This window comes from Mesorhizobium sp. M0514 (genome assembly GCF_040321145.1).
GTDB lineage: Bacteria > Pseudomonadota > Alphaproteobacteria > Rhizobiales > Rhizobiaceae > Mesorhizobium.
This window is the reverse complement of sequence record NZ_JAMYQZ010000056.1, coordinates 19,549-42,619: the sequence shown is the minus strand read 5'-3', so window position 1 is coordinate 42,619 and position 23,071 is coordinate 19,549. Positions and strand designations below refer to the sequence as shown.

At 59.5% G+C, this 23,071-nt stretch carries 15 protein-coding genes and 4 pseudogenes; 4 read left to right on the top strand and 15 right to left on the bottom strand.

Features of this window, described 5'->3' with window-relative positions:
- Positions 1-364: 364 nt before the first annotated feature.
- From NKI61_RS21600 to NKI61_RS21580, 5 genes and pseudogenes are all read right to left on the bottom strand, one after another.
- The gene (locus tag NKI61_RS21600) at positions 365-760 is read right to left on the bottom strand and encodes a cobalamin-dependent protein (protein WP_352840742.1); all 396 of its coding nucleotides are present in this window, start codon (positions 758-760) and stop codon (positions 365-367) included.
- Complete coding sequence (locus NKI61_RS21595) at positions 757-981, bottom strand: B12-binding domain-containing protein (RefSeq protein WP_352840740.1); 225 nt, start codon at positions 979-981, stop codon at positions 757-759. Before NKI61_RS21595 ends, NKI61_RS21600 begins: the two co-directional genes overlap by 4 nt.
- A 403-nt stretch (positions 982-1,384) precedes the next feature.
- Positions 1,385-3,013: pseudogene (locus tag NKI61_RS21590) on the bottom strand (ABC transporter substrate-binding protein).
- A gap of 78 nt (positions 3,014-3,091) precedes the next feature.
- Positions 3,092-4,216 carry a glycine cleavage system aminomethyltransferase GcvT gene (gcvT, locus tag NKI61_RS21585; protein WP_352840738.1) on the bottom strand — a complete coding sequence of 375 codons (1,125 nt, stop codon included), beginning with the start codon at positions 4,214-4,216 and terminating at the stop codon, positions 3,092-3,094.
- Between the two features lie 37 nt (positions 4,217-4,253).
- A complete protein-coding gene (locus tag NKI61_RS21580) occupies positions 4,254-5,858 on the bottom strand; it encodes a phytoene desaturase family protein (protein WP_352840735.1) in 1,605 nt (534 codons plus the stop codon).
- 276 nt (positions 5,859-6,134) lie between these two features.
- On the opposite strand from NKI61_RS21580, the gene NKI61_RS21575 reads away from it, so the two are divergent.
- Positions 6,135-7,094 (top strand): LysR substrate-binding domain-containing protein, encoded by a 960-nt coding sequence (locus NKI61_RS21575; RefSeq protein ID WP_352840733.1) that lies wholly within the window; start codon positions 6,135-6,137, stop codon positions 7,092-7,094.
- Positions 7,095-7,311: 217 nt separating this feature from the next.
- Here the strand turns inward: NKI61_RS21575 and NKI61_RS21570 are convergent.
- Positions 7,312-7,563 (bottom strand): annotated as a pseudogene (locus NKI61_RS21570) (transposase); the annotation flags it as partial.
- Positions 7,564-7,567: 4 nt separating this feature from the next.
- Here NKI61_RS21570 and NKI61_RS21565 point away from each other — a divergent pair.
- Positions 7,568-8,278: pseudogene (locus NKI61_RS21565) on the top strand (transposase); the annotation flags it as partial.
- 43 nt (positions 8,279-8,321) lie between these two features.
- Here NKI61_RS21565 and NKI61_RS21560 read toward each other — a convergent pair.
- Positions 8,322-9,008, bottom strand: coding sequence for a class I SAM-dependent DNA methyltransferase (locus NKI61_RS21560; RefSeq protein ID WP_352840731.1), 687 nt, complete (start codon positions 9,006-9,008; stop codon positions 8,322-8,324).
- 686 nt (positions 9,009-9,694) lie between these two features.
- Here NKI61_RS21560 and NKI61_RS21555 point away from each other — a divergent pair.
- Together NKI61_RS21555 and NKI61_RS21550 are read left to right on the top strand one after the other, a co-directional pair.
- A pseudogene (locus NKI61_RS21555) lies at positions 9,695-10,070 on the top strand (histone deacetylase family protein); the annotation flags it as partial.
- 96 nt (positions 10,071-10,166) lie between these two features.
- A complete protein-coding gene (locus tag NKI61_RS21550; RefSeq protein ID WP_352840728.1) occupies positions 10,167-11,756 on the top strand; it encodes a GMC family oxidoreductase in 1,590 nt (529 codons plus the stop codon).
- A gap of 1,728 nt (positions 11,757-13,484) precedes the next feature.
- Here NKI61_RS21550 and NKI61_RS21545 read toward each other — a convergent pair.
- The 8 genes from NKI61_RS21545 to NKI61_RS21510 all read right to left on the bottom strand — a co-directional run bounded on the left by NKI61_RS21545 (position 13,485) and on the right by NKI61_RS21510 (position 23,014).
- Positions 13,485-14,591 carry a GlxA family transcriptional regulator gene (locus tag NKI61_RS21545; protein ID WP_352840726.1) on the bottom strand — a complete coding sequence of 369 codons (1,107 nt, stop codon included), beginning with the start codon at positions 14,589-14,591 and terminating at the stop codon, positions 13,485-13,487.
- 266 nt (positions 14,592-14,857) lie between these two features.
- A complete protein-coding gene (locus NKI61_RS21540) occupies positions 14,858-16,039 on the bottom strand; it encodes an acetyl-CoA C-acetyltransferase (protein WP_352840747.1) in 1,182 nt (393 codons plus the stop codon).
- Between the two features lie 48 nt (positions 16,040-16,087).
- Complete coding sequence (locus NKI61_RS21535; RefSeq protein WP_352840723.1) at positions 16,088-16,717, bottom strand: 3-oxoacid CoA-transferase subunit B; 630 nt, start codon at positions 16,715-16,717, stop codon at positions 16,088-16,090.
- 13 nt (positions 16,718-16,730) lie between these two features.
- Entirely contained in the window at positions 16,731-17,429 is a 699-nt protein-coding gene (locus NKI61_RS21530) for a CoA transferase subunit A (protein ID WP_352840744.1), read from the bottom strand.
- A 184-nt stretch (positions 17,430-17,613) separates the two neighbouring features.
- Complete coding sequence (locus NKI61_RS21525) at positions 17,614-18,534, bottom strand: beta-keto acid cleavage family enzyme (protein ID WP_352840722.1); 921 nt, start codon at positions 18,532-18,534, stop codon at positions 17,614-17,616.
- 102 nt (positions 18,535-18,636) lie between these two features.
- Complete coding sequence (locus NKI61_RS21520; protein WP_352840719.1) at positions 18,637-20,094, bottom strand: carnitine 3-dehydrogenase; 1,458 nt, start codon at positions 20,092-20,094, stop codon at positions 18,637-18,639.
- A 1-nt stretch (position 20,095) separates the two neighbouring features.
- A complete protein-coding gene (locus NKI61_RS21515; protein WP_352840718.1) occupies positions 20,096-22,165 on the bottom strand; it encodes an acetate--CoA ligase family protein in 2,070 nt (689 codons plus the stop codon).
- A 24-nt stretch (positions 22,166-22,189) separates the two neighbouring features.
- Entirely contained in the window at positions 22,190-23,014 is an 825-nt protein-coding gene (locus tag NKI61_RS21510) for an enoyl-CoA hydratase-related protein (protein WP_352840716.1), read from the bottom strand.
- Between the last annotated feature and the right edge of the window lie 57 nt (positions 23,015-23,071).

The window sequence follows — 23,071 nt, the reverse complement described above, 5'->3', positions numbered from 1 at the left end:
CCCCTTCGTTAAGGGGTCCCGTTTGGACGAAAATCACCCCTCAAACAGGGTCCTCATTCCATGAAAAATCACAGTCTGCAGGCTTTGCCCCGTGCTCGCGAAGTCCGTGCTGGCCGACAGCCAGAGGCCACTGGCGCACTCGACTGGATTACCATCCAGGCTCGCGATTGCCCACTCGAAGGAGGCGCGGCCGGAGACTGAGTTCGTAAGCCGGAGGGGATCTACAAAAGATGAAAGGGTGAGTTGCGAGAATCCGGGAAGCGCCAGGATGACCACTCGATACGCCTCCACATCGCCCCTTTTGGCAGCCGCCTAAAGTCCCGACGAACGTCGCAAGCTCGATTCACCGCCAAAAATGGTGCATTCATTCGGTCATATCTTCCCTAATGGGTCGTCGACATGCGCTGGCGGACATACGAGACTGGCCACGCGGCCGTCGGTTGGTAGTGTCGTGCTTGCGCTTCATGAAGTCCTTGGCGCTCTCGACCGCCACCGCCGCATCGCGGCAACGGGCGTCTGGGCCGACGGCCTTGCCGAATTCCTCATTGAGCGGCGCGCCGCCAACCAGCACGACATAGTCGTCGCGGATGCCCTTTTCCTTCATCGTGTCGATGACGACCTTCATGTAGGGCATAGTCGTGGTCAGCAGCAGACATGCCGATGATGTCAGGCTGGTGCTTTCGATGGCGTCGAGGTATTTTTCGACTGCATGGTCGATGCCGAGATCGATGACGTCGAAGCCAGCGCTTTCAATCATCATGCCGACCAGGTTCTTGCCGATGTCGTGGATGTCGCCCTTGACGGTGCCGATCTCACCATCTTGTCCTGCCTCGGCGCGCCGTCGGCGATAAGCAGCGGCCGTAGGATGAACATGCCGGCCTTCATGGCCTTGGCCGACAGCAGCACTTCCGCCACAAAGAGAATGCCCTCGCCGAAACCCTCGCCGACAATGCGCATGCCTTCGACCAGCGCTTCGGCCATCACCGTGTCGGGCTGCCAGCCGCGCTCGATAAGGATGTGTTCAGCCCGTTATAAACGTTGTCGCGCATCTGCTGCACAAGTTTGTGGAAGCTTAGACAGGATGACGTTTTCGCCGGACATGATGGGATCGTGCCTCTCAACTTGACGAAAGGTCGGTACCCGCCACGTGGCGGGTACCGACTAGGCTTGCGGTGCAGCCTTGGGAGGTGATCCGGCGGACGGGCTGGCCTTGCGCACGACAATCTTGGTGAATGCCTGCTTGTATCGAACCTGGAGGATGTCGAATCCCCCAGGAACCCCCTCTAGTTGTCGCTTCCAAGACGCGACAATTGCGAAAGCCGCAGTATGCCCGCTCCGAACGCTATGCCAATGCCAGAAGGGATCGGCTGTCGTATGAGCTTGCCTATGCGTCCAGCCAGACGTTTTGAAGATCGATCTCGTAGGTCTGGTGCATGCCGTAGTTCTTCAGCTTCTTGCTCATATGACAGTAAAGCTTCTGTCAGTACGGCTGGATGATGATACCGGAATCCTGCAGGATCTGCTCGACGTCCTTCATGACCTCCTTACGCTTGCCGGGGTCGCTGATCGAAAGAGCTTCTTTCAACTTGGCGTCGAACTCGGGATTGGCGTACCCCAGGCTTCGCCCGAGCGATAAGCCAGAGCGAGCGTCTGGACTGCCAGCGGACGCATATACCAAATGGTGAGCGAATAAGGATATTTCGTCCAGTCGTTCCAGAACGTCGAGCCAGGCAATACCGTTCGCTTCACCTTGATACCGGTTTCCCGTAGCTGACCGGCAATCGCATCCCCTGTGGCCTTCTGCCAGTCGTCTTCGATGGTGATCAGTTCGTGCTCGTAATCGGCCTGTCCGGCTTCCGCCATCAGCTTCTTGGCGCCGGCGGCGTCACGTGCCTTTTTTGGAAGCGGGAAATACTCGGGCTGAATTGGACTGACGTGGTGATTCTCTCCGACCGTGCCGCGACCGTTGTAGCCGAGCTGCAGCACGGCGTTATTGTCAACCGTCATCTGCAGACGGTTGCGCACCCTTTGGTCGTCATACGGTTTGTGCGCGACGTTAGTGCGCGCAACAACAGTGGTCGCCGTCGCCACCTCGGACTTGACCAAGCGATCTTGCCGAGTGCATCGATATAGTCGGACGGGGTCTCGTAATCCAAATCGATTTCGCCGGAGTCGAACGCCGAGATCGTAGCGGTGAAATCCTGGCCGTAGTCGATGAACTGTACGCCGTCGAGCGGCGCTTCTCCACCCACCATTTGCCATTCTCGCGGCGCTTGACGACCGCTTTCTGGCCGACATCGTAGGTTCGAATGGTCCCGTACCGATCGGCTTCTTGACCGGATCGGCGGCGTCCTTGTCGAAGTTGCGATGCACGACGAGAGCCGGGTAGTCCGTGAAGCCAGGGATGATTGATATGTCGGCCCGTTCAGCTTCAGCTTCACGGTGTAATCATCGACCTTTGTGATCGCGCCATCCTTCGCCTTGCCGGTCTTGTCGTCGATCAGAGAACCCATGCGCGCTGCCATGGAGTTACCGGCAACACCCTTTTCACACCACCGGGTAATGTTGAAGACGACATCGTCAGCATCAAAGCCGTCGCCGTTGTTCCACGTCACGCCCTTGCGCGCGTGCAGAACGTATTCGGTGGCGTCATCGTTGACGTCCCAGCTCTCGAGCAGAACCGGTTCGAATGTGAACTCGTGCGTGTATCGCACCAAAGGCTCAAGCCAGCAGCGAGAAACATTTGCCATTTCTCCCCATCGTATGTGCGCGGGTCCTTCTGACCCTTGACGGACATAGCCACGCGCAGCGTTCCGCCCTTCTTCGGCTCTTCAGCGAAGGCCGGCTGCGGCAAAGCAAGGCCCGCCATGCCGTAGGCCATGGTGGCCGATGCGCCGAACACGCTCGCGATTGCAAGGAACTCGCGCCGGTCCATCCGGCCCTCGCGAGCGTCCTTGGCCATTTCGTCGACGGACGCAGGAACGCGTCCGCCATTCGACTTGAAGTTTTTCATGCTCTCCTCCTGTTCTTGTTCCCATTCACGGTCCAAAACGCATGCTCCGTGAGGCGAGGTTGTCGCCTCGCTGGCTTCTTAGGATCTGGCTCGCGTCCTATTCGGGTCGTAGAGCGCCTCGCTGCGAAGGACAGCTTTGCTGACACCCGCCTTGGCTTCGACAACCACCTGCTGTCCGTCATTGGCCAGTTCCGAAATGACGTATCCTTGCGCCAGGGCCTTCCTGACGGTGAAGCCTTTGGCGACCGATGTGACGGTGCCGGCTTTTCTGCCATCGACCGTGATGTCGGCGCCGAGCTCCAGCGGCACATCAAGGTCGGCGGTCTCGACCAGCATGAGGCGCCTTGACGGCCCCTGCTCCATCTGGCGCGCGATGACGTCGCGGCCGATGAAATCGGGTTTGTCAAGGCGGACAGTCCATTCGAGGCCCGCTTCGACAGGGGTATTGCCCGTCGAAAGATCAAGACCATACAGGGGAAACTTCTTCTCCATCCTTAGGGTAGCGAGCGAGCCCAGTCCGCAAGCCTTCACGCCCAGGTCGGCTCCGGCCTCGATAAGGCGGTCCCAGACGTGCTCGGCGTACTCAGAGGGATAGAACAACTCATAGCCGAGCTCGCCCGAGTAGCCGGTGCGGGAGATCATCGCGTCGGGGACACCCGCCAGGTCGCCCATGACGAACCTGAAGTACTTCAGCTTGGACGCTGAGAGATCGGCATCGGTGAGCCTTGAAAGAAGTGCTCGGGATTTCGGGCCCTGCACCGACATGTAAGCAAAGCGAGCGCCATAATTGATGACCTGGACCCGAAGTTCGCCAGCCACCTCGCGTATCCAAGCTTCGACCGACACGAACCGCGACGGTGTGGGACAAACCCTGAATGTGTCGTCTGCCATACGGTAAACCAACAGGTCGTCGATCATCCCGCCCTCGGCGTTGCAGAGCGAGGTGTAGACAACGCCTGACGGTCGGACGCGCCCGATGTCGTTGACGCACAGCTTCTGCATCACGTTGAGTGCGTCCGGTCCGGTCACTTCCAGGAAGTACTGCGAGTAGACGTCGAAGAGACCGACGTTTTCTCGAGCGGCTATGTGCTCTGCTTCAATGGACCCGAAGTGCAAGGCGGCTGCGAAGCCGATGCGGTCCACGAACTCCGCGCCAAGGGCCGCGTGCTTGTGATAATAGGGCGTGCGGCGGATCATCGCCATCTGGTCTGTCCTTCTAAATGTTGATGGTGGCGCGCGCTCATCGCATCCGCTTCCCTTGGTCCTTAAGAATTTCCCGCGCTGCGTTGTGGCCAGGAATGCCGGATACGCCGCCTCCTGGATGAGTGCTCGAGCCGCACTGATAGAGTCCTCGGATCGGCGACCTGTAGTCGGAGTAGTGAGCAGCCGGCCGCTTGAAGAAGAGTTGGTCAGGTGCGAGTTCGCCATGGAAGATGTGGCCGGAGGGTAGGTTGACCCGGCGTTCGATCTCGTCGGGCGTGAGCACATCCATGGCAATGACGTCGCCCGAAAAGCCTGGCGCAAAGCGGTCCATGGTGGCCATCACGTTCTTGACGAGGTTCGGCCTCTCAGCTTCCCAGTTGGACGACTTCAGGTCGCATGCGGCGTGCCCGCCGAAGACGTTGAGAACGTGCTTGCCTGCAGGAGCAAGGGTGTCGTCGACCGCCGTAGGGGCAACAGGCGTCAGGAACGGCTCTGTGGAATACCAGCCGTCCTTGGCATCTGTATACGAGCGGTCCAAATATTCGACGTCGGGCGCGATGTGCACGTATGTCGGGTAGGTGAAGCTGCCGAGAGCCCCGTCCGCGATCGCCTTGTCGAGCGCCCGATACTGCGGGAGGCGTTCGCACGCGATGTTGATTTTGAAAGCGGAGGAGCGCGTCCGATAATTGCGTATGTCGCGCACGAATTCCGACGGCAGCTCCTTTGAGTCCACCAGCTTCAGGAACGTGATCGGGGCCGCGGCATTCGAGACGACAATCTTCGAGCGGTATTCACGACCGTTGCGCAGGGCAACGCCGACGCTTCTGCCGTTCTCGACGATGATCCGTTCTACATCGGCCTCAGTCTCGATCTGGAGACCCTTCGTACGGCCATAGGAAGCGATGGACTGGGTAATCGCACCCATCCCCCCCTTGATGAATCCCCACCCGCCAGCGCCTTCGTGCTCGCCCATGATGTGGTGGATGATCACGTAGGCAGACCCGGGCGTACGCGGGCTGACGAACGTCCCGATCGAGGCGTAGTACGCGAGAACCGCCCGGATGCGGCTGTCGTCGAACCATTGCCGCAGGAAGTCGTCCGCGCTCATAGTGAGCAGGTCGACGAGGCGATAGAAGCGATCGCCGATCTTGCGGTACTTCCAGGCGAACGAGGCCAGGCTTTTAAGCGACTTGAAGTCGGTCCGCGACGGGTCTGGCGGAACGTCGAACAGAAGCTTGCGCACCACGTTGGCGGCTTCGCTTATGTAGCGGTCGAATTCCGGATAGATCTCAGCGTCGTGGCGGTTGAAGCGACCGAACTGTTCCTGCGTCTTCTTCACGTTGTCGGAGAAGACGATGTAGTCATCGTCCAGCGGCGAGTACATATCCGAGCAGGGCAGCACTTGGAGCCCATGACTGGCGAGTTCGAGGTCGCGAATGATCCTCGGGTGCAACAGGCTCATCAGGTAGGAGAAAGTCGAGGCCCGATAACCTGGATGGAATTCCTCGGTTACGGCTGCTCCGCCCACCACCGAGCGTCGCTCGAGGACTTTGACCTTCAGGCCGTTACGAGCCAGGTAGGCGCCGCAGACCAGTCCGTTGTGCCCGGCTCCAATGACGATCGCGTCGTAAGTCTCTGACATTCAAGTCTCGCTTGGGGCTTGAGCTAGGTTCGCGCGCAGGACTGCTCACGCTCCGTGTCGATCGGCGTCGCGGCAGGGCTGTTCAGGGTAATGACCCCATGATGCCGGATCAGATTTGACTTCTGGACGAGTGGACATGGCGACATGCGACGACCTTGACACCTAGTATAGCGGGCCTTCATGTTATGAACTTACCGTGGTGAAGTCAGGCCTCAAATATGCGCTATTGAGGCGGAGCGATATGCGCATTCCATTCATGGCACATGAGAGCAGCTCATGAAATATTGGCGACATGTCCCCCCGTTGCGCGTGATGCTCGCCATAGAGGCGACGGCCCGTCTGGAGAGCCTCTCCAAGGCGGCAAATGAGCTCAACGTTACCCAGTCAGCCATTAGCCACCTCATTACGCAGGCGGAAGAATTTTTGTCAGTCAGGTTGTTTGATAGACAAAGCAGGCCCGTACGCGTCACGATTGAGGGGAGGCGCTATGTAAATGCCCTTGTAGCCGGTCTTGATATCATCTCCCTCGAGGGCGAGACGCTTCAGCGAGGCCATAATGCTGATAGTCTTACGGTCTCATGTAACCTCGCCAACGCGAACTTCTGGCTGCTGCCTCGCCTGAAGGAATTCTACGAGAGCCACCCTGAGATCACGGTGAACATGGTGACGGCGTATCAGGGCTTGCCCGAACTCTCTGAAAGGATCGACATTTCAGTCCGGTTCGGGAGGGGAAACTGGCCCGATTGCGATGCCGAATTGCTGTTGCTGGAGCTGATCACTCCGGTCGCAAGCCCGGTCTATCTGGCACGCTCGGCCACCATCGAGACTCCCCGCGATCTCACTCACCACCGTTTGTTGCACGCAAGAGCGGACGACAAGGCATGGTTCGACTGGGAGCAATGGTTTGCCCACTATGGCATCAAGACCCACCAGCTGCCTGGGCCGCATTTTGACAATCATTTGACCATGATGCAGGCCGCACTCGCAGGCGAAGGCATCGCGCTTGGATGGATTGGCACTGCAACCGAGTTTGTTCGGGCCGGCCAACTTTTTGAGCTGTTCGATGACAAGATTCAAGCCGACGGCGGGATCTATCTGGTCTGGCGCAAGAACGTTCCGCTGTCGGCCGCGGCCAAGACTTTCGCCACGTGGATGCTTGCTTCGCGAGATGCCAACTTACGTGACCTAAAGGATCAAAGCCTGCAACCGAGCTTTAATAAGCGACGTGATCAATAGGGATGCCGCCGTCGTTGTAGGCTCCCCAGGTCCGGCGGCGAGCTCTCGACGGATTCCCGCGATCGGTTGCCGCCGTAGGTCCCGCCGAGTCCACCAGGATTGGCGCGTCCATGATCTCGGCTCTTCCGGTAACCGCCGCAATAGAGAAGCCACTCCCAAGGGCGGATTCAAGCGGGTCGTCGCAACATCGATTGTGTCCACTCACAGTAGCAATTCGTCAAGCGCCTTCCGGCGTTTTCCAGCCAGGCCTTTCCGGCTCTGCCATTGAGGGCCGCGGCGACGGCGGCGAACTCGTCGGCGCTGTGAATGCTCCGATCGGTGCCTTTCGGGAAGTACTGACCTAGTAGCCCGTTGGTGTTCCCGTTGGTGCTACGCTGCCAGGGGATTTGCGGATCGCAGAGTAAACTTGGACACCCGCGTCGATCTTGAGATGTTCGTGCTGAACCATTTCGGTTCCCTTATCCCACGTAGTTCGCTATGCGCATGCCCGACAGTTCTGCCGGATGCGTCGCGAACTCAAGCGCCTTCGCACCTGTCTCGGCCGGGTGTTGCGCGACGTCGGCCGCAAGATCGCCGGCAATGCCGAACTCGAGGCCAGATTTGCCCGGTTGCTCGGGCGGCTCTTGGCGCAGAACCCGACCGACAGGAACAATATCTACTCCCTGCACGCGCCCGAGGTGGTCTGCATCGCGAAGGGCAAAGCCCGCAACCCTTACAAATTCGGCTGCCAGCTCGGGATCGCTGCAACCAACCGCGAGGGCCTCGTGCTGGCGGCCAAGGCGTTCGAGGGTAATCCGTATGATGGCCACACGCTCGTAGCAACGGTCGATCAGGCGGTGGAGGTCGGCGGCGTCGATCCGGACCGCATCTACGTCGACAAGGTATATCGCGGTCACGACTATGCCGGCTCGGGATCGGTGATGATCGCCGGCCGCAAGCGTGGCCTGACGGCAACCATGCGTCGGGAACTGAAACGACGATCGGCCATCGAGGCCACCATCGGTCACATGAAGACCGACGGCCGACTGGACCGCAACTTCCTCCTCGGCCATGCTGGCGATGCGATCAATGCACTGCTCGTCGCCGCAGGCCAAAATCTGCGCCTGATCCTCACGGTTCTCGCTCTTTTGCTTGCCTGGTGCCTGCAAGCACTCCAGCCGAAAACGGCGAAATCGGATGCATCCACCCGTCTTCTCGGGTTCGGAATATCAACGCCTTCGCCGTTATTCAGGGCCGACTATGGGTCATGCGGAAAATCCAGTAGTGAGCCCGGTCCTCCTTGATGAGCATGCCGTCTTTGAGACAGTGTTCCAGCGCAAAAACGCCCGCATCCTGCAGATGCCGCACCTCGTCTTCAAAGGCAGTTGCCTCTGCATAGATCTTGCGGGTGCTTGCGATGACGAACCCGCTCGGACGCGTGACGCGGGCCAATTCGCGCAGCCCATCTGGCCGGACGTGCCCTTGCGTGAAGACGCCGCAGCTTGCTGTGATGTCATAGCTTGCATTGGGGTAGTCAGAGAGCGGCCCGTTTAGATTGACATCGCCTCGGACATGTCGATAAACGCAGGTCTGCCGGGCCTTTTCCGCCATCGTCTCGGAGAGATCAAACCCGTCGATCAACCGAAAGCCGAGGCGCTCCAGCTGCACACCCACGAGGCCCGTTCCGCAACCGGCGTCCAGGATTGAGATGGCTGCTCGCTCCCTGCCCAAATAGGCAGTCTGCATAGCGCCCGCCAGTTCCGCGACGATCTTCGGCCCACAATACCCCTCGCGGCTTACATCCAAATCGTAGGCACTGGCCCAGGCGCCATAATACTGGGCCAAGCGGCCGGCGTCGCCGTCGAGCTCATAGCAAGCCTCGATGCGATGTCGTGCAGCTTGCTCTGCGGCGCTCGTTTGATCGGGAATGCTCATGACAGTTCCTCCGTATATGGACATATGGGACGCGGTACAGTCGCCATCGACGTCGGACCAGCCGCGGTGGAATTTGTAAGCTGCACCTTGCAATACTGCGGAACATGGCTGCCCGAAGATGCGGTCGTACCTAAACATGACGTGGAGCACACTATGCTCTCCCGTGAGCTATCTCGTCAACAATATATATATGACAACATTTTTGAACTATTTGTTACATTTTACTAAACACGCGTAATATTGTTGCTGTACGGAATTCATGCACTGGCAGGAAATGAAGCATCTAACGAATCCGATGAGCATTGCGCAACGAACATTTATAAGAACTTCGCAATTGGCAGGCCGTGTCCGTATATCCTCCGCATTGTGGACCGCGATCAAGAGCGGTCGGGGTTTTCGGCGCCAACGGAGATGTGCGAGTTGACGAGAAGTGCTGAACGCTGCGGCAGATTACCACCCCGGATGGGATAACGCTTTGCTGCGCAACGGACATCTGAGTTCTCTAGGTTCAGGTCGACGGTTGAGCCGCAGATTTGATGAGCAGCCAGAATCCGCGCTTCGGCCAAGGCTTTTATGAAAAGCTCGGCATCGGCTGGTCAAGTTACGAGCAGGACAGAAGATCATCGGCAAAGGCCTTGCTCGCATTTGCCAATGTGCCAGAGGGCCGACGTGCCAGAGGAGTGACGATGAAAGCTTTCTACGCCGAGGAACAAAAACGCCACGAGCCCAAAGCTTACCTCTCCAGCGGCACAGCCCGGCCCCATCCTGAAAAGCCGGCCCGTGTCGAGATATCGTTAGCCGGCGCATCATCAGCCGGTTTGACCTTTGAACGGCCCAAGAATCATAGCCTTGGCCCGATCACCGCCGTGCACACACCCGAATATCTTGACTTCCTCGAGCACATTTTCGCGCGCTGGCAGCGCAACGAAGGCGCCTCGGCAGAAGTTGTCCCGAATATCCATCCGATCACCCGCAACGGCTCCTACCCCGGTTCGGCGGTCGGCCAGGCCGGCTATCATATGGCCGACACCGTGTGCCCGATCGACCGAGACCTGGAACAGTTTGGCCAGTCCGCCCTTGGCCAACAAGTGCTGCCCTTGGTGAATAACTCTTTTTGGACGTCATCCGCGTCCGCATACGTGGGACCGAGAATATCCGATGACGGAATTTGACTATATCGTCGTGGGGTCCGGCAGTGCCGGATCGCCAGTCACCGCGCGACTTTTAGGGAAGGGCGCCAGAGTTTTGCTGCTCGAAGCTGGCGAGCGCGAGAAACTCCACATCACGCGTATTCCGGCTTCCTCAATGTATACCGTTGGCAACAAGCGGTATGACTGGAATTATACGACGGAGCCGGACCCAACGCGCAACGGACTCAGGGAATCATGGCCGCGCGGCCGAGTGCCGGGCGGCTCGTCGGCCATCAACGGTATGATCTTCATTCGCGGCGCACAGACCGACTATGACGGTTGGGAGGAGCTCGGCAACAATGGATGGGGCTGGAATTCCGTGCTCCCTTACTTCCGTAAGATGGAGACCGCGGACAAATATGTGGACAATGATGCATATCGCGGGGGCATGGGGCCATTGCGGGTCTCAGCCCTGCGTTGGCGCGTCCCGGTTTCAGAGAAATTCATAGACAGTCTTGTGAATTTGGGCGTCCCACATAATCCTGATCTCAATGGACCCTCGCATGAGGGGGTTGCTTGGAATCAGGGCTCCACAAAGAACGGTATGCGCCATTCAGCATTCGACGCGTATATCGGACCTCTGCAGAAAAACCCGAACTTGGTATTCATGGATAACGCTTTGGTCAACAATGTCATAATGGAGACCAACCGCGCGAAGGGCGTCGTTTTCACGCGCGGTGATCAGGTTATGCGCGCAACGGCACGACACGGTGTCGTGCTATCCGCCGGTACTCTCAATTCGCCACAGATCCTGATGCTGTCCGGCATTGGCAACCCGGCCGAGCTGTCGAAGCATGGCATAAAAACCGTGGTGGCAAGCCCGGAAGTGGGCCAGAACCTTTTAGAGCATCCATGCCTCTATGTGTTGGCTGAGGTGGATATCAAGACAGGAAATGCCTATGCGTCCGGCGTCGGCCGGGTGCGGGCGTTCGCAGAATGGGCTTTTGCAAGGAAGGGCGTCCTGGCTGAGTCGCTGGCGCAGGTTATAGCGTTCCTGAAGTCCACTCCCGATGAAGAGGTGCCCGATCTGCAATTCCACCTTTTGCCCTTCGGCTTCTCTATGAAGAATGGGAGGCGGCACGTCCCAGCACGAAATCTCGTCAGTATCTACGCCAACGTAAACCATGCAAAAAGCAAGGGTCATTTGTTGCTGCGATCGAATAATCCCCGAGATCCTATAGCTATTTATCCACGCTTACTCGCCCATCCGGACGACCTTAAACGGGTTTTGCTAGCCGTAGATTGGGTTCGACGGGTGGCTTCGACGCCACCCTTCAGTAGTCATATACTTCAGCTTCTCGACGTTCCTTCCCGGGAAGCGGGACCTGAGGCAGACGAACAATTTGTGCGCAGCGCAACCATACCAGGCTACCATCCTGTCGGGACATGCCGAATGGGCATCGATGACAGCGCCGTCGTGACTCCCGACCTCCGCGTACGGGGGACGGAGGGGCTATGGGTGGCTGATGCATCGATATTTCCAACGCACATTGCAGGCAATACTAACGCGACTTGTATTATGATCGGTGAGCGCGCAGCGGACCTGATCCACCCTTGAGCTAGTACACTCGCGGTCACAAGGCGATTGCTCACGCTGGCGGATATTGGCAGGCGAATCACCTCCGTCGTATCGGAGGAAAGCTGCCGAGTGATCTAATCCGTTCGGTCCCGGTTTCCGGAAAGTCATCGCACGAAAGATGTGGCAAGAATGGAATTGGAGAATCGAGTGCGGCACGAACGCGAGCATTATGTGAACGGGGGTTGAGTGCAACCTTTGCAGCCGGCTTTATTAGATGTAATTGAGCCGTCAACTGAAGAACTCTTTACTCGCGTTACGGCGGCGGGCCGAGGGATGTCGATCGGGCTGTGGCTGCTGCTCGCCGAGCCTTCCCACAATTTTCTGCAACTTCTCCGCGAGAACGAGTACTTTACGGGCATTGAATGTGTCGAGACCTTTTGTAGACTTCGCAGGTAACGCGGTTTGACTTCGATGGAGAAGGTCGGACGGATTTCGCCCGCGTGCCAGGCGCTCGATAGGCTTGCTACGAACGCGGCCAGGTTGGGCGGTTCGGATGTGGTCTGTGGCGTTGTTTCGCCGTCAGCCGGGGCCGCCGCGGTCGCTCAAGGTGCCCGACTGATTGTCGGCGTCAGGCCAAATGCACTAAATGTGCGCCGAGCGTCCACAACCTGGCAAAGCGACGCGGATCGTCCACCGCGACGGGGAACGTCACAGCGGCCATCGGACCGACACCGGGAATCTCGCACCAGCGTCGGCACAACTTCTCGCGGCCGACGAGCTGGAACAAAAGGCTTGTGCAGCTCGCGATACTCATCCCACAGCACTTGCCAGACATGTCAGCATGCTTTCGGTCGCCGCTTCAAGCAGCGCATCTCCGGCAGTCAGTTGACGGATACAAAAGCTTTATCCGGTTCGCCGCGTGGCGTGGACCGGCTTGAGCCAGCCGGAGCGCACGAGTTGCGTCAGGCCCCTAGCGTCGTTTCGGTCGGTCTTGTTGCGCTGCGCCTCCGGAATGCGAGCCAAATGAAGCGTTTCTAAAAGCACCATCGGAATGCCGCGAGCCTCCAGTTCGCTATGCAGCCAGGCCGACCAGCCGGTCGCCCCATGCCCGACCAGATGGAGCCTCGGTAATAAGCCTCGAGCACGCCGAATATCGCGTCTGGATCGGTCGGCACGCTCGTCTCCAGCACAATCGTGCCGTCGCGGCTGTTGATATGCAGATCGCCGTGGCGGTGGCGGAAGTGTCGAGTGCGGCATCATTCATCGGAAGTCTTCATCTTCGACGGGGGTGTTCGCAAGCAACTATCCTGCGCCAGACCTGCCATCAAAGGCACCGTCCGCTCACCAAGCCCAATTGGATAGTATGAGGCATTTCGAGAAAAAGGCTCGACAGTCCTAGTGGCTGACACAAATCGATATCGGGTCCCGCAATGGCCTTGATCGGAAGACCGTTTGCCGCCACCACAGGCTTTGAAAGCGCACGTTCGATCGCTGCCCGGCAAGGCGTTGGCGCGTGACCATCGAATAATTGCAGGAGTTGCGCTGTTAGAAGCGCGGGGAAGAGTACGAAAAGAGCGGATCAGGAAACGCCAGCGGCGCCACCTTACGTTGAGCATAGATGTGCGAAACCGCGGCGTCCAGGTGTTCGAGGTGATGCATGGTAAGACGATGAAGCAGAGCGGGATCGGCCGCGCGCAACTACCTCGCCGCCCTACACCCGTCGCTCTAATAGCTCCGCGGCTGGCGCGACACGCTGGATGGCGCCATTCAGCATAACGCCACTCCGGCGTTTCGAAGCAGAACGGCGTCAGAGGGCGTGGCGCCGACGCTAGGTCGTGGCGCTGGCACGCCGAAAAACCTTCCGGCCGGAAGGTTTCGGGCTTCATGAGGCGCCATTTTGTGCGCCTCGCGGAAACACTTCGAAAAGTGGGAGGCGGACACAAAGCCGCAGGATACCGCAATCTCCAGAACCGGCATCGCCGAATGGGCAAGCAGGAGTTTCGCGTGTTCCAATCGCAATTCCCGGAAGTAATGGCAGGGTGAGCGACCAAGATCATTGCGGAACAGGCGTTCCACCTGCCGCCTCGACACCCCTGCAGCGGCCGCGAGGTCCGCCATTTTAAGCGGGGTGGCCAGATTCCTCTGCATCAATTCGATGAGTTTCACGACCGTCGGGTTAAGCCTACCATGTTGACGCAACAGCGGCAGCCGCTGACGCTCATCGCCCGCGCGGACACGACCAGCGACGGCCAACTCCGCAACGCTCACCGCAAGAGGTTCGTCGCAATGATGTTTCACCAGCTCGATCATCATATCGAAGGCTGCCGTGCCCCCGGCGCAGCTCCAGATGTTGTCATCGACCTCGTAGACGGTGGCTGCCGCTTCGACGCGCGTGAACCGCTCCCTGAATCCCGGCAGGGCCTCCCAATGGACGGCGCACTTGCGGTGGTTCAGCAGGCTGGCTTTGGCCAAAGCAGCGACACCGCTTCCAAACGCACCTGTCCCAATGCGACGCCGGCGACATTCCCGCAACCATGCGCTCAGCACCTTCGTTTCGCGCCCTTTATCATGCTCATCACCGAAGACCAGAGCCAAGGCCGGGCGTTCAGGCTGCATCAGGTACCTGCGCTCCTGGGCGAGGTCGGAGTCGGCCGCGAACACGATACCACAGCTTGCCCTTACGGCTCCGCCCAGGTGGGAAACGGTACGCCAGCGAAACGCTTCACGTCCAGCCGCTTTGTTGGCGAGCCGGAAGACGTCGAGTGCCGACGACACGGCGAGAAGTTCGAACCCGGGTGCCAAGTAGAGGGCCACACTAATCGGCTCGATGGCCGGAACGGACGCCCATGCGTCTTGGGACCAGTGGTGGACCATTTTAACTCTCCGCCGTGTTATCTTTGCGACGCGGCATAATTAGCCCGCGCTCACTTTGAGTGAGGAGTGAAATTGAGGAAAGGACGATTGCGTCGGCATGGCAGTAGATTCTCGACGCCGCCCTGTGTTCGACCGCACCGCGATTATCGACGATGCAGGCTGAGAGGGAGCCGGCTACCTGAGCACCTGCGGAGGTCGCCTAAGATAGGTAAAGCTGGATCTGATCAACTTCTCGATGACAACAATCGCTACGAATTTGTTATCTCTCATAGCCCTTCCACGCACATGGCAACGCCCATGCCGCCGCCGATGCATAAAGTCGCCAGACCCTTTGAAACGCCGCGGCGCTTCATCTCGAACAACAAGGTATTGAGCACGCGCGCGCCGGACGCGCCGATCGGATGGCCGATGGCGATGGCGCCGCCGTTGACGTTGACGATCGAGGCATCCCAGCCAAGGTCCTTGTTGACGGCGCAGGCTTGCGCCGCGAACGCCTCGTTTGCCTCGACCAGTTCCAGATCGCCGATCGCCCAACTGGCCTTTTCCAACGCCTTGCGGGATGCCGGGATCGGGCCGGTGCCCATGACCTGCGGATCGACACCAGCAGTAGCCCACGAGACAATGCGGGCCAGCGGCTGGATGCCCCGACGACCGGCTTCTTCCTCGGTCATAAGCAATGCTGCCGCAGCACCGTCGTTGATGCCCGAGGCGTTGCCGGCGGTGACCGTTCCTTCCTTATCGAACGCGGGGCGAAGCTTGGTAATCGATTCCAGCGTCGCGCCATGGCGGAGATATTCGTCCTGATCGACGCAGACATCGCCCTTGCGGCCCTTGACAGCGAAAGGAATGATTTCGGCGGCGAAGCGGCCGGCCTTCTGCGCGGCTTCCGCCTTGTTCTGCGACGCGAGTGCGAACTGGTCCTGATCGTCGCGGGAGAGCTGCCACTTCTTGGCGATGTTTTCGGCCGTGGTACCCATGTGATAGCCATAAAATGCGTCGGTCAGGCCATCTGTGATCATGGTATCGACCATCTTGAAGTCGCCCATCTTCACGCCACCGCGCAGGTGCGCGCAATGCGGCGCCATCGACATCGATTCCATGCCTCCGGCGACGATGATCTTGGCGTCACCCGTGGCAATCTGCTGCATGCCGAGAGCCACCGCGCGCAGGCCCGAGCCGCAGAGCTGGTTCACGCCCCAGGCCGTAGCCTCCTGCGTGATGCCGGCCTTCATCGCCGCCTGACGAGCAGGATTCTGGCCCTCGCCGGCGGAAAGGACCTGGCCGAGGATCACCTCATCGACTTCGGCCGCCCCAATGCCGCCGCGCTCGAGCACACCCTTGATGACGGCTGCACCAAGCTCATGTGCCGGCGTGTTGGCAAAAGAACCGTTGAACGAACCAACTGCGGTCCGTCCTGCACTGGCGATGACGATGGATGCTGTCATAATGGTTCCTTCCGGTATTTTAGATGACGACACGGCCGATATGGCCGTGTATCAGTTGACTATTGTCGCTTCGGTGGCATTGCGGAACTCGCTTTCGCTCACGCCGTCGGCAAGCTCCACGAGCTGCAATCCGCCATCGACGACATCGAGTACACCCAGATTTGTGATGATCCTGTCGACCACCCGCTTGCCGGTCAGTGGCAGCGTGCAACCCTTCAGAACCTTGGATTCGCCGGCCTTGTTGGTATGGTCCATGACCACCACCACGCGCTTCACGCCGGCGACCAGATCCATTGCGCCGCCCATACCCTTCACCAGCTTGCCTGGGATCATCCAGTTGGCAAGATCACCCACCTCCGACACCTCCATCGCGCCGAGGATAGCCATAGCAATCTTACCCCCGCGGATCATCGCGAAGCTTTGCGCGGAGTCGAAGAAGGCCGAATGCGGAAGCGCCGTCACCGTCTGCTTGCCGGCATTGATCAGATCCGCGTCAATGGCGTCTTCCGTCGGGAACGGGCCTATACCGAGAAGGCCGTTCTCCGACTGTAGCGTCACGTTGACCCCTTCAGGAATGTGGTTGGCAACCAGAGTTGGAATGCCGATGCCGAGATTGACATAGGTACCATCTTCAAGCTCGCGGGCCGCTCGCGCAGCCATCTGGTCTCGATCCCAAGCCATGTTTTCCCTCCCCTTACGCTGCTACGCGCGTCGTGCGTTGTTCAATGCGCTTCTCGTATCCCCCCTGGATCAGGCGATGCACGTAAATCCCAGGCAGGTGGATCTGATCAGGATCGAGACTGCCGACTGGCACAATCTCTTCGACCTCCGCGACACAAATCTTGCCGCAGGTTGCTGCCGGCGGATTGAAGTTGCGAGCCGTCTTGCGAAAGACGAGGTTGCCTGACGTGTCCGCTTTCCAGGCTTTAATAATAGCGAGGTCAGCAACGATGCCAGTCTCAAGGACATAGGTCTCGCCGTTGAACGCCTTATGCTCCTTACCTTCGGCCACGACCGTGCCGACGCCGGTCTTGGTATAGAACCCCGCGATACCGGCACCGCCAGCACGCATACGTTCTGCAAGTGTGCCCTGCGGATTGAATTCGAGCTCGAGCTCGCCGCTGAGATATTGCCGCATGAACTCGGCATTCTCACCGACATAGGAGGAGATCATCTTTTTGATCTGCTTCGTCCTCAGCAGCACGCCAAGCCCGAAATCGTCGACGCCGCAGTTGTTCGAGGCGATCGTCAGGTCTCTGGTCCCCGCCTCGCGGATCGCACTAATCAAAAGTTCCGGGATGCCGCACAGGCCAAACCCGCCGGCAGCAATCGTCATGCCGTCATGCAGAACACCCTCCAACGCATTTGCTGCACTGGAAAAGACCTTATTCATCTTGTCCTCCACTTTGCGATGCCCGCGCTCTTTCAGCCAGACCACCTGCGGTAGCCGCAAAACCTGCCGCTGCTCCGATCGGTACCGAGCGGCGAGTAAGGCCGGAGTTCAGGGTTGTCGTATCGTATTCATTCTTCATTTTTGTCTGCTCTCTGGTGGTTGCAGTGCCTACGCCGGTCCGAGTTCAGTCCGGCGGGAGTGGCTTCTGCCGGCTTAGACCGAGCATGCTTCGAACCTCGGCCGCGCCGAGAAGGCGGACGCCCAATGCCCCGATCAGATCGGCGGCGCGCGCAACCAGTTCTGCATTGGTCGCCAGCTGTCCCTTGCCAAGATAGAGGTTGTCTTCGAGACCGACGCGGACATTGCCACCGGCAAGGATTGCCGCGGCGACAAAAGGCATCTGGTCCCGCCCCAGCGAAAAGGCCGACCAGGTGCAATCCGGCGGCATGGCGTTCACCATCGCCATGAGGGTGTTCAAGTCATTGGGAGCACCCCACGGCACCCCCATGCAAAGCTGCATCAGCGCCGGAGACGGGATCACCCCGTCGGCCAGCATCCGCTTCGCAAACCACAAATGGCCGGTATCGAATATCTCCAGTTCAGGCCGCACGCCCAAATCTGCGATGACCCGCCCCATGGCGCGCAGGATCCCCGGGGTATTGAGCATGATCAACCCGGAATCGCCGAAATTCATCGATCCGCAATCAATGGTACAGATTTCCGGGCGGCATTCCACGATATGAGCCAGACGCTCGCTCGCGCCGATCAGATCGGTGCTTGCAGCATCAAATGGCAGCGGCTGTTCCTCTGGACCCAGCACCAGATCCCCGCCCATACCGCAGGTCAGATTCAGTACGACATCGACATCGGCGCTGCGAATCCGGTCGGTCACTTCGCGATAAAGAGCAACATTGCGAGAAGGCGCGCCGTTTTCTGGATCGCGGACATGGCAATGCACTACCGCCGCGCCCATCCGCGCGGCCGCTATGGCATCATCGGCGATCTGTTTCGGGCTGCGCGGAACGTGGGGGGATTTGTCCTGCGTATTGCCCGAGCCGGTGACGGCACAGGTGATAAATACATCGCGCTTCATTTCCAAAGGCATTTCAGTATGGTTCCTGTGGCTGGCTGGCTCCGCGTCACGCGTGCAGCTAGGATTCCTATAGTCACGAAGCCGCATTCCAAGCGATTGGGCGCAGGGCCGCGGTTATGCCACTTCCTTAGGGCGCAGATCGCGAATGGCATTCCCGGCGCCTTCTGGCCGGGGCAGGACCGCATGGGCCGCAGCCAGCCGCTCCAGCGCCGCCGCCACCTGCGGCAAAGGCGGACACACCGCGCGGGTGGCCAGATCAACATGTAGGATCATGACCTCCACCGTCGCGGCAAGCCTGCCATCAGGCGCGAGGAACCGATGGAAAATGTGCGTTTTCTTGCCGCTGGAAAAAAGCACCTGCGTCCTCACGGTGATCTCGTCGCCCTGATGCAGTTCGGCGAGATACCGGATATGGCTTTCTGCCGTGAAATGGCTCCGGCCAGCAGCGATATATTCCGCCGTGACACCACAGCTTTCGGTCAGCGCATCCGTAGCATTCGAGGCGACCTCTAGGTAATGCGCTTCGTTCATATGGCCATTCGCATCTGTCCAGGTCGGCGGAATGACACGCTGTGCTGTGAGGAGAAGCAACTCATCATCCTGGCGAAAGGCCAGCCCTGCCTCATGCGCTCGCACGGTGCCGCCCGCCCCGACCCGCTCCGCCTTCAGCGCCCTGATTAGCGCGACCAGGCTGGCATCGCGCGCCTGCTCCATCTCTCTGATGCTACGCCCGTTCGCCTGTGCATCGGATTGGCTGGCGATGCGCTCGATCAGCGCCTCGTCCAGCTCCGGCACATCCATCAAATGCGTCAAGGGCTCCGCCAGTGACGGCCCGAATTGCGCGAGGAAATGGCGTATCCCGGCCTCCCCCCCGCCCAGACGGAAGGAGTCGAACTGCCCCATCTGCGCCCAGCGAAGGCCGAAGCTATAAAGGATCGCCTCATCGATCTGGGCGGTGGTCGCGATACCGTCTTTGACCATCCACAGCGTTTCGCGCCAAACAGCCTCCTGCAAGCGGTTGCCTATAAAGCCGTCGATTTCACGATCAAGCACCAGCGGATGCATACCGACCGACGTCAGGATTTCCGCCGCCCGCGCTTTCGTACGGGCAGGTGTAGTATCGGACCCGACAATTTCGACCAATGGCAGCAGATAAACCGGGTTGAATGGATGCGCGACGATCAGCCGCCCGGGTATCGAGCATAGCTTTTGCAACTCGCTTGGGCGGAAGCTTGAAGTCGAGGAAGCAAAAACTGCCCCCGCCTTCAGATGCGGCTCGATCGCTGCGTAAAGACCTCGCTTGAGTTCCAGCCGCTCCGGAGCGCTTTCCTGAACCCAGTCGGCCCCTGTCACCGCGTCGACGACAGTATTCGCGTAGCTCAGCTTTCCCGGCAAGGGCAGCACACGATCGTAAAGGGCGGGAAGACTGGCCCGGGCATTGGCCAGCACCGGCTGCATTCGGCGCGGGGCCTCGGGCGACGGGTCGAAGACGCAGACATCGAAACCGTTCAGCAGGAACCGCGCCGCCCAGCCGGCACCTATCACACCGCAACCGATGATCGCGACCTTCATGTCAGGCCACCTTCTTCGACAAGACCGCAACCGGCACAATCAGCGCATCAACTGCGATTGCACCGGATTGGGTGACCATCACCGGATTGACATCGATCTCGGCGATCCGCTCGCTGAGGCCGGCGCAAAGCTCTGAAAAGGCGCTGAGAGCATGCGCGGCCGCCCTCATGTCGCGCGGCGCATCACCACGCACCCCATCGATCAGCCGCGCCACTTTGAGGCCACGGATCATCGCCTCGGCCTTTTCCGGCCCGAACGGCGCCCGGGCAAAGCGGCGTTCGTCGAAAAGCTCAACCAAAGTTCCCCCTGGCGAGACCATGATTAGAGGTCCGAAGTCCGCGTCCATCACGCAGCCAAAGGCCAGTTCGATCCCCTTTTCGGTCATCTTTTGCACAATTACACGCGAGCCAAGGCGCCGCGACAGGTCCGCGTAGGCTGCTTCGAGTGCTTCTAGATGGCGTAGGTTTAATACGACGCCGCCAGCGTCGCTCTTATGGTCGATACCCGCGGCAGTCTTTAGTACAAGGGGAAAGCCTAGCCGACCCGCTGCTTCCTGGAGCTCCGCGATGTCTTCGCAAATCACGCTTTGCGCCGTCTCGATGCCAAAGGCGTGCAGCAAGTCCAGACTCGCAAATTCATCCATCGGTCCGGAAAGCTTCGCACTCCAGCGGGCGAGCATCGCCTCATCAGGCCCCCTCATTGCGGGAGCGGAGGTTTCCTCGGGCTGGTTAGCCCAAGCTTGGAACCTGCGCACCGCAGCCATCGTCGCTTCGGCGCCGTTTAGGCAGGGAACCCCAAGATCGGCCAGTTCGTCCCCAAGACGACGGTTATTGGCCTGACCAAAGCTAGTATAAACGAAGCAGGGCTTGACGGTCAGCTTCGGTAACGCCTTGGCTAATGCGAAGACGCCTTCCTGATAGATATAATCGTCACGGAAATCCGCCTCGAGACCCAGCATGGAGACTTCTGGGGCCGCAGCGAGAATGCCGAGGCCAAGCTCGAAAACCTTCGGGAAGTCATCCGTCAAATCCGTAGCACAATCAAGCGGATTGGAGGGTTCGAGTTCCTGCGGCAGCGCAGCGCGCAGCGCCTCGCGGGTTGCCTCGCTTAAGACAGCAAGCGGCGTTCGCATCTCACTCGCCAAATCGACCTGCAATTCGCGCAGACCGCCGCTGTCGGTCACCAGACCGACACCGCCCGGCCGAGGCTTTCGGCCCGTCGAACAGAGGAGCGCCGTATTCATCAGATCATCGATCGTATCGACCATGATCGCTCCACATTCTTCGAACACCGCTTCATAAGCTGCGTTCGACCCAGCCAGCGCCCCTGTGTGCGATCTGGCAAGTCGGGCACTTTCTTCCGTCCGTCCCACCTTGCAAACGACAACCGGAATGTCGCGCGATCGTGCAAGGTGCAGGCTGTCGACTAGCCCCTGAGGATTGCGCGCCGCTTCCATGAAGACCGCGATGGTGCGGGTGGTTTCGCGGGTGGCCGCATAAGCTATGTATTCGTCGATCGTCGCGCCAATCTCTTGACCAGGTGAGACCATTAGATCAAAGCGGTAACGAGGATCGTTCATGCCCAGAACGGTGAAAACGCTCCCGGAATGCGCGATGAGCGAAATCCCCCCCGGCGTCAGATGGCCGGCGGGATAGAAGCTGGCGACCGCACCGCTGCGGGTATTGATGAATCCCATGCCCGAACCGCCGCAGACCGGGATGCCCGCCTCGGCGGCAATAGCGCGCAACCGCGTCAGTATCGGGCTGCCGTCGGCCGCTTCGCCATGACACGTATCGAAGATGACCGCCGAGCGCGCGTCCTTTTCGATCGCTTCGATCAACGCGCGCTCAAGATTGGCGCGGCCGACACCAAGCACGGCCACATCCGGCGCATAATCAAGATCGCGGATCGAGGTCAGCGCCTCGCGTCCCATGATTTCACCCCCGCGCGGATTTACGAAGCTGATCGGGCCAGCGAATTCCCGCGAAAGCGTGGAAGTTGCCAGACGTGCGCCGAAGGACCCGGCTTTGGCTGAGGCACCGACCACAACCATCGAGCGGGCCTCGAACATCGGGGAAAGTCGATGTGTCATATCTTAGCCCTTGAATGCCGGATCGCGTTTTTCGGCAAAGGCCAGCGAACCTTCACGGAAATCATCAGAACGCAGCATCTGTTCATAATGGGGCATGTCGCTTTTCCCGACCCAGGCGCGGCGCACCGCAGCGTGAGATGCCTCGACCGAGGCATCGGCATAGTGGCGCATGTATTCCTTGAGTGCGGTGGCAACCAACGGCGCGCCCCGCGCAATGGTGGCGGCAATCTCGCGACCGTGATTCATCAACTTATCGGCGGGTACGACATCACGCACGAGACCCCAATGCTTGGCTTCATCGGCGAACATCTTGCGGCCAGTCAGAATCAGATCCATCGATACGTTGAATGGAATACGATGATGCAATTTTTGGATTGCGCCCCCATCCGGCAGGAAGCCGCGCTGCATTTCGGGCAGCCAGAAATAGGCATCCTCTGCACAGACGATCACATCGCCGCCAAGCGCAAGCTCAAAGCCGCCTCCGATCGCCCCACCGGCCAAGGCGACGACCACCGGTTTGTAAAGGCCGAAGAATTCCGGCAGCCCGCCCAGCCCGCCAGGCCCAAGATCGAAACCCTGCTCCGCATGGGCGCTTTCGCCAGCCACGAAGGCTTTCAGGTCCCAGCCCGCGGAGAAGATGTTCTTCGCGTTACCGGCACTGGATAGAATAGCCACGCGCAGGTCGGGATCGTCATTCAGCCGGGAGAAGACCGCATACATCTCCCGGCTTAGCGACAGATTGATCGCATTGACCGGCGGTCGGTTCATCGCCACTTCGAGGATCGGCCCATCTATTTTGACATCAAGCTGCGCCAATGTACCGTTCATCCTGTTTCCTCATATTAGTTCGGCGATTAAGCCGGCTTCAGGCTTCAAAACCGCTTG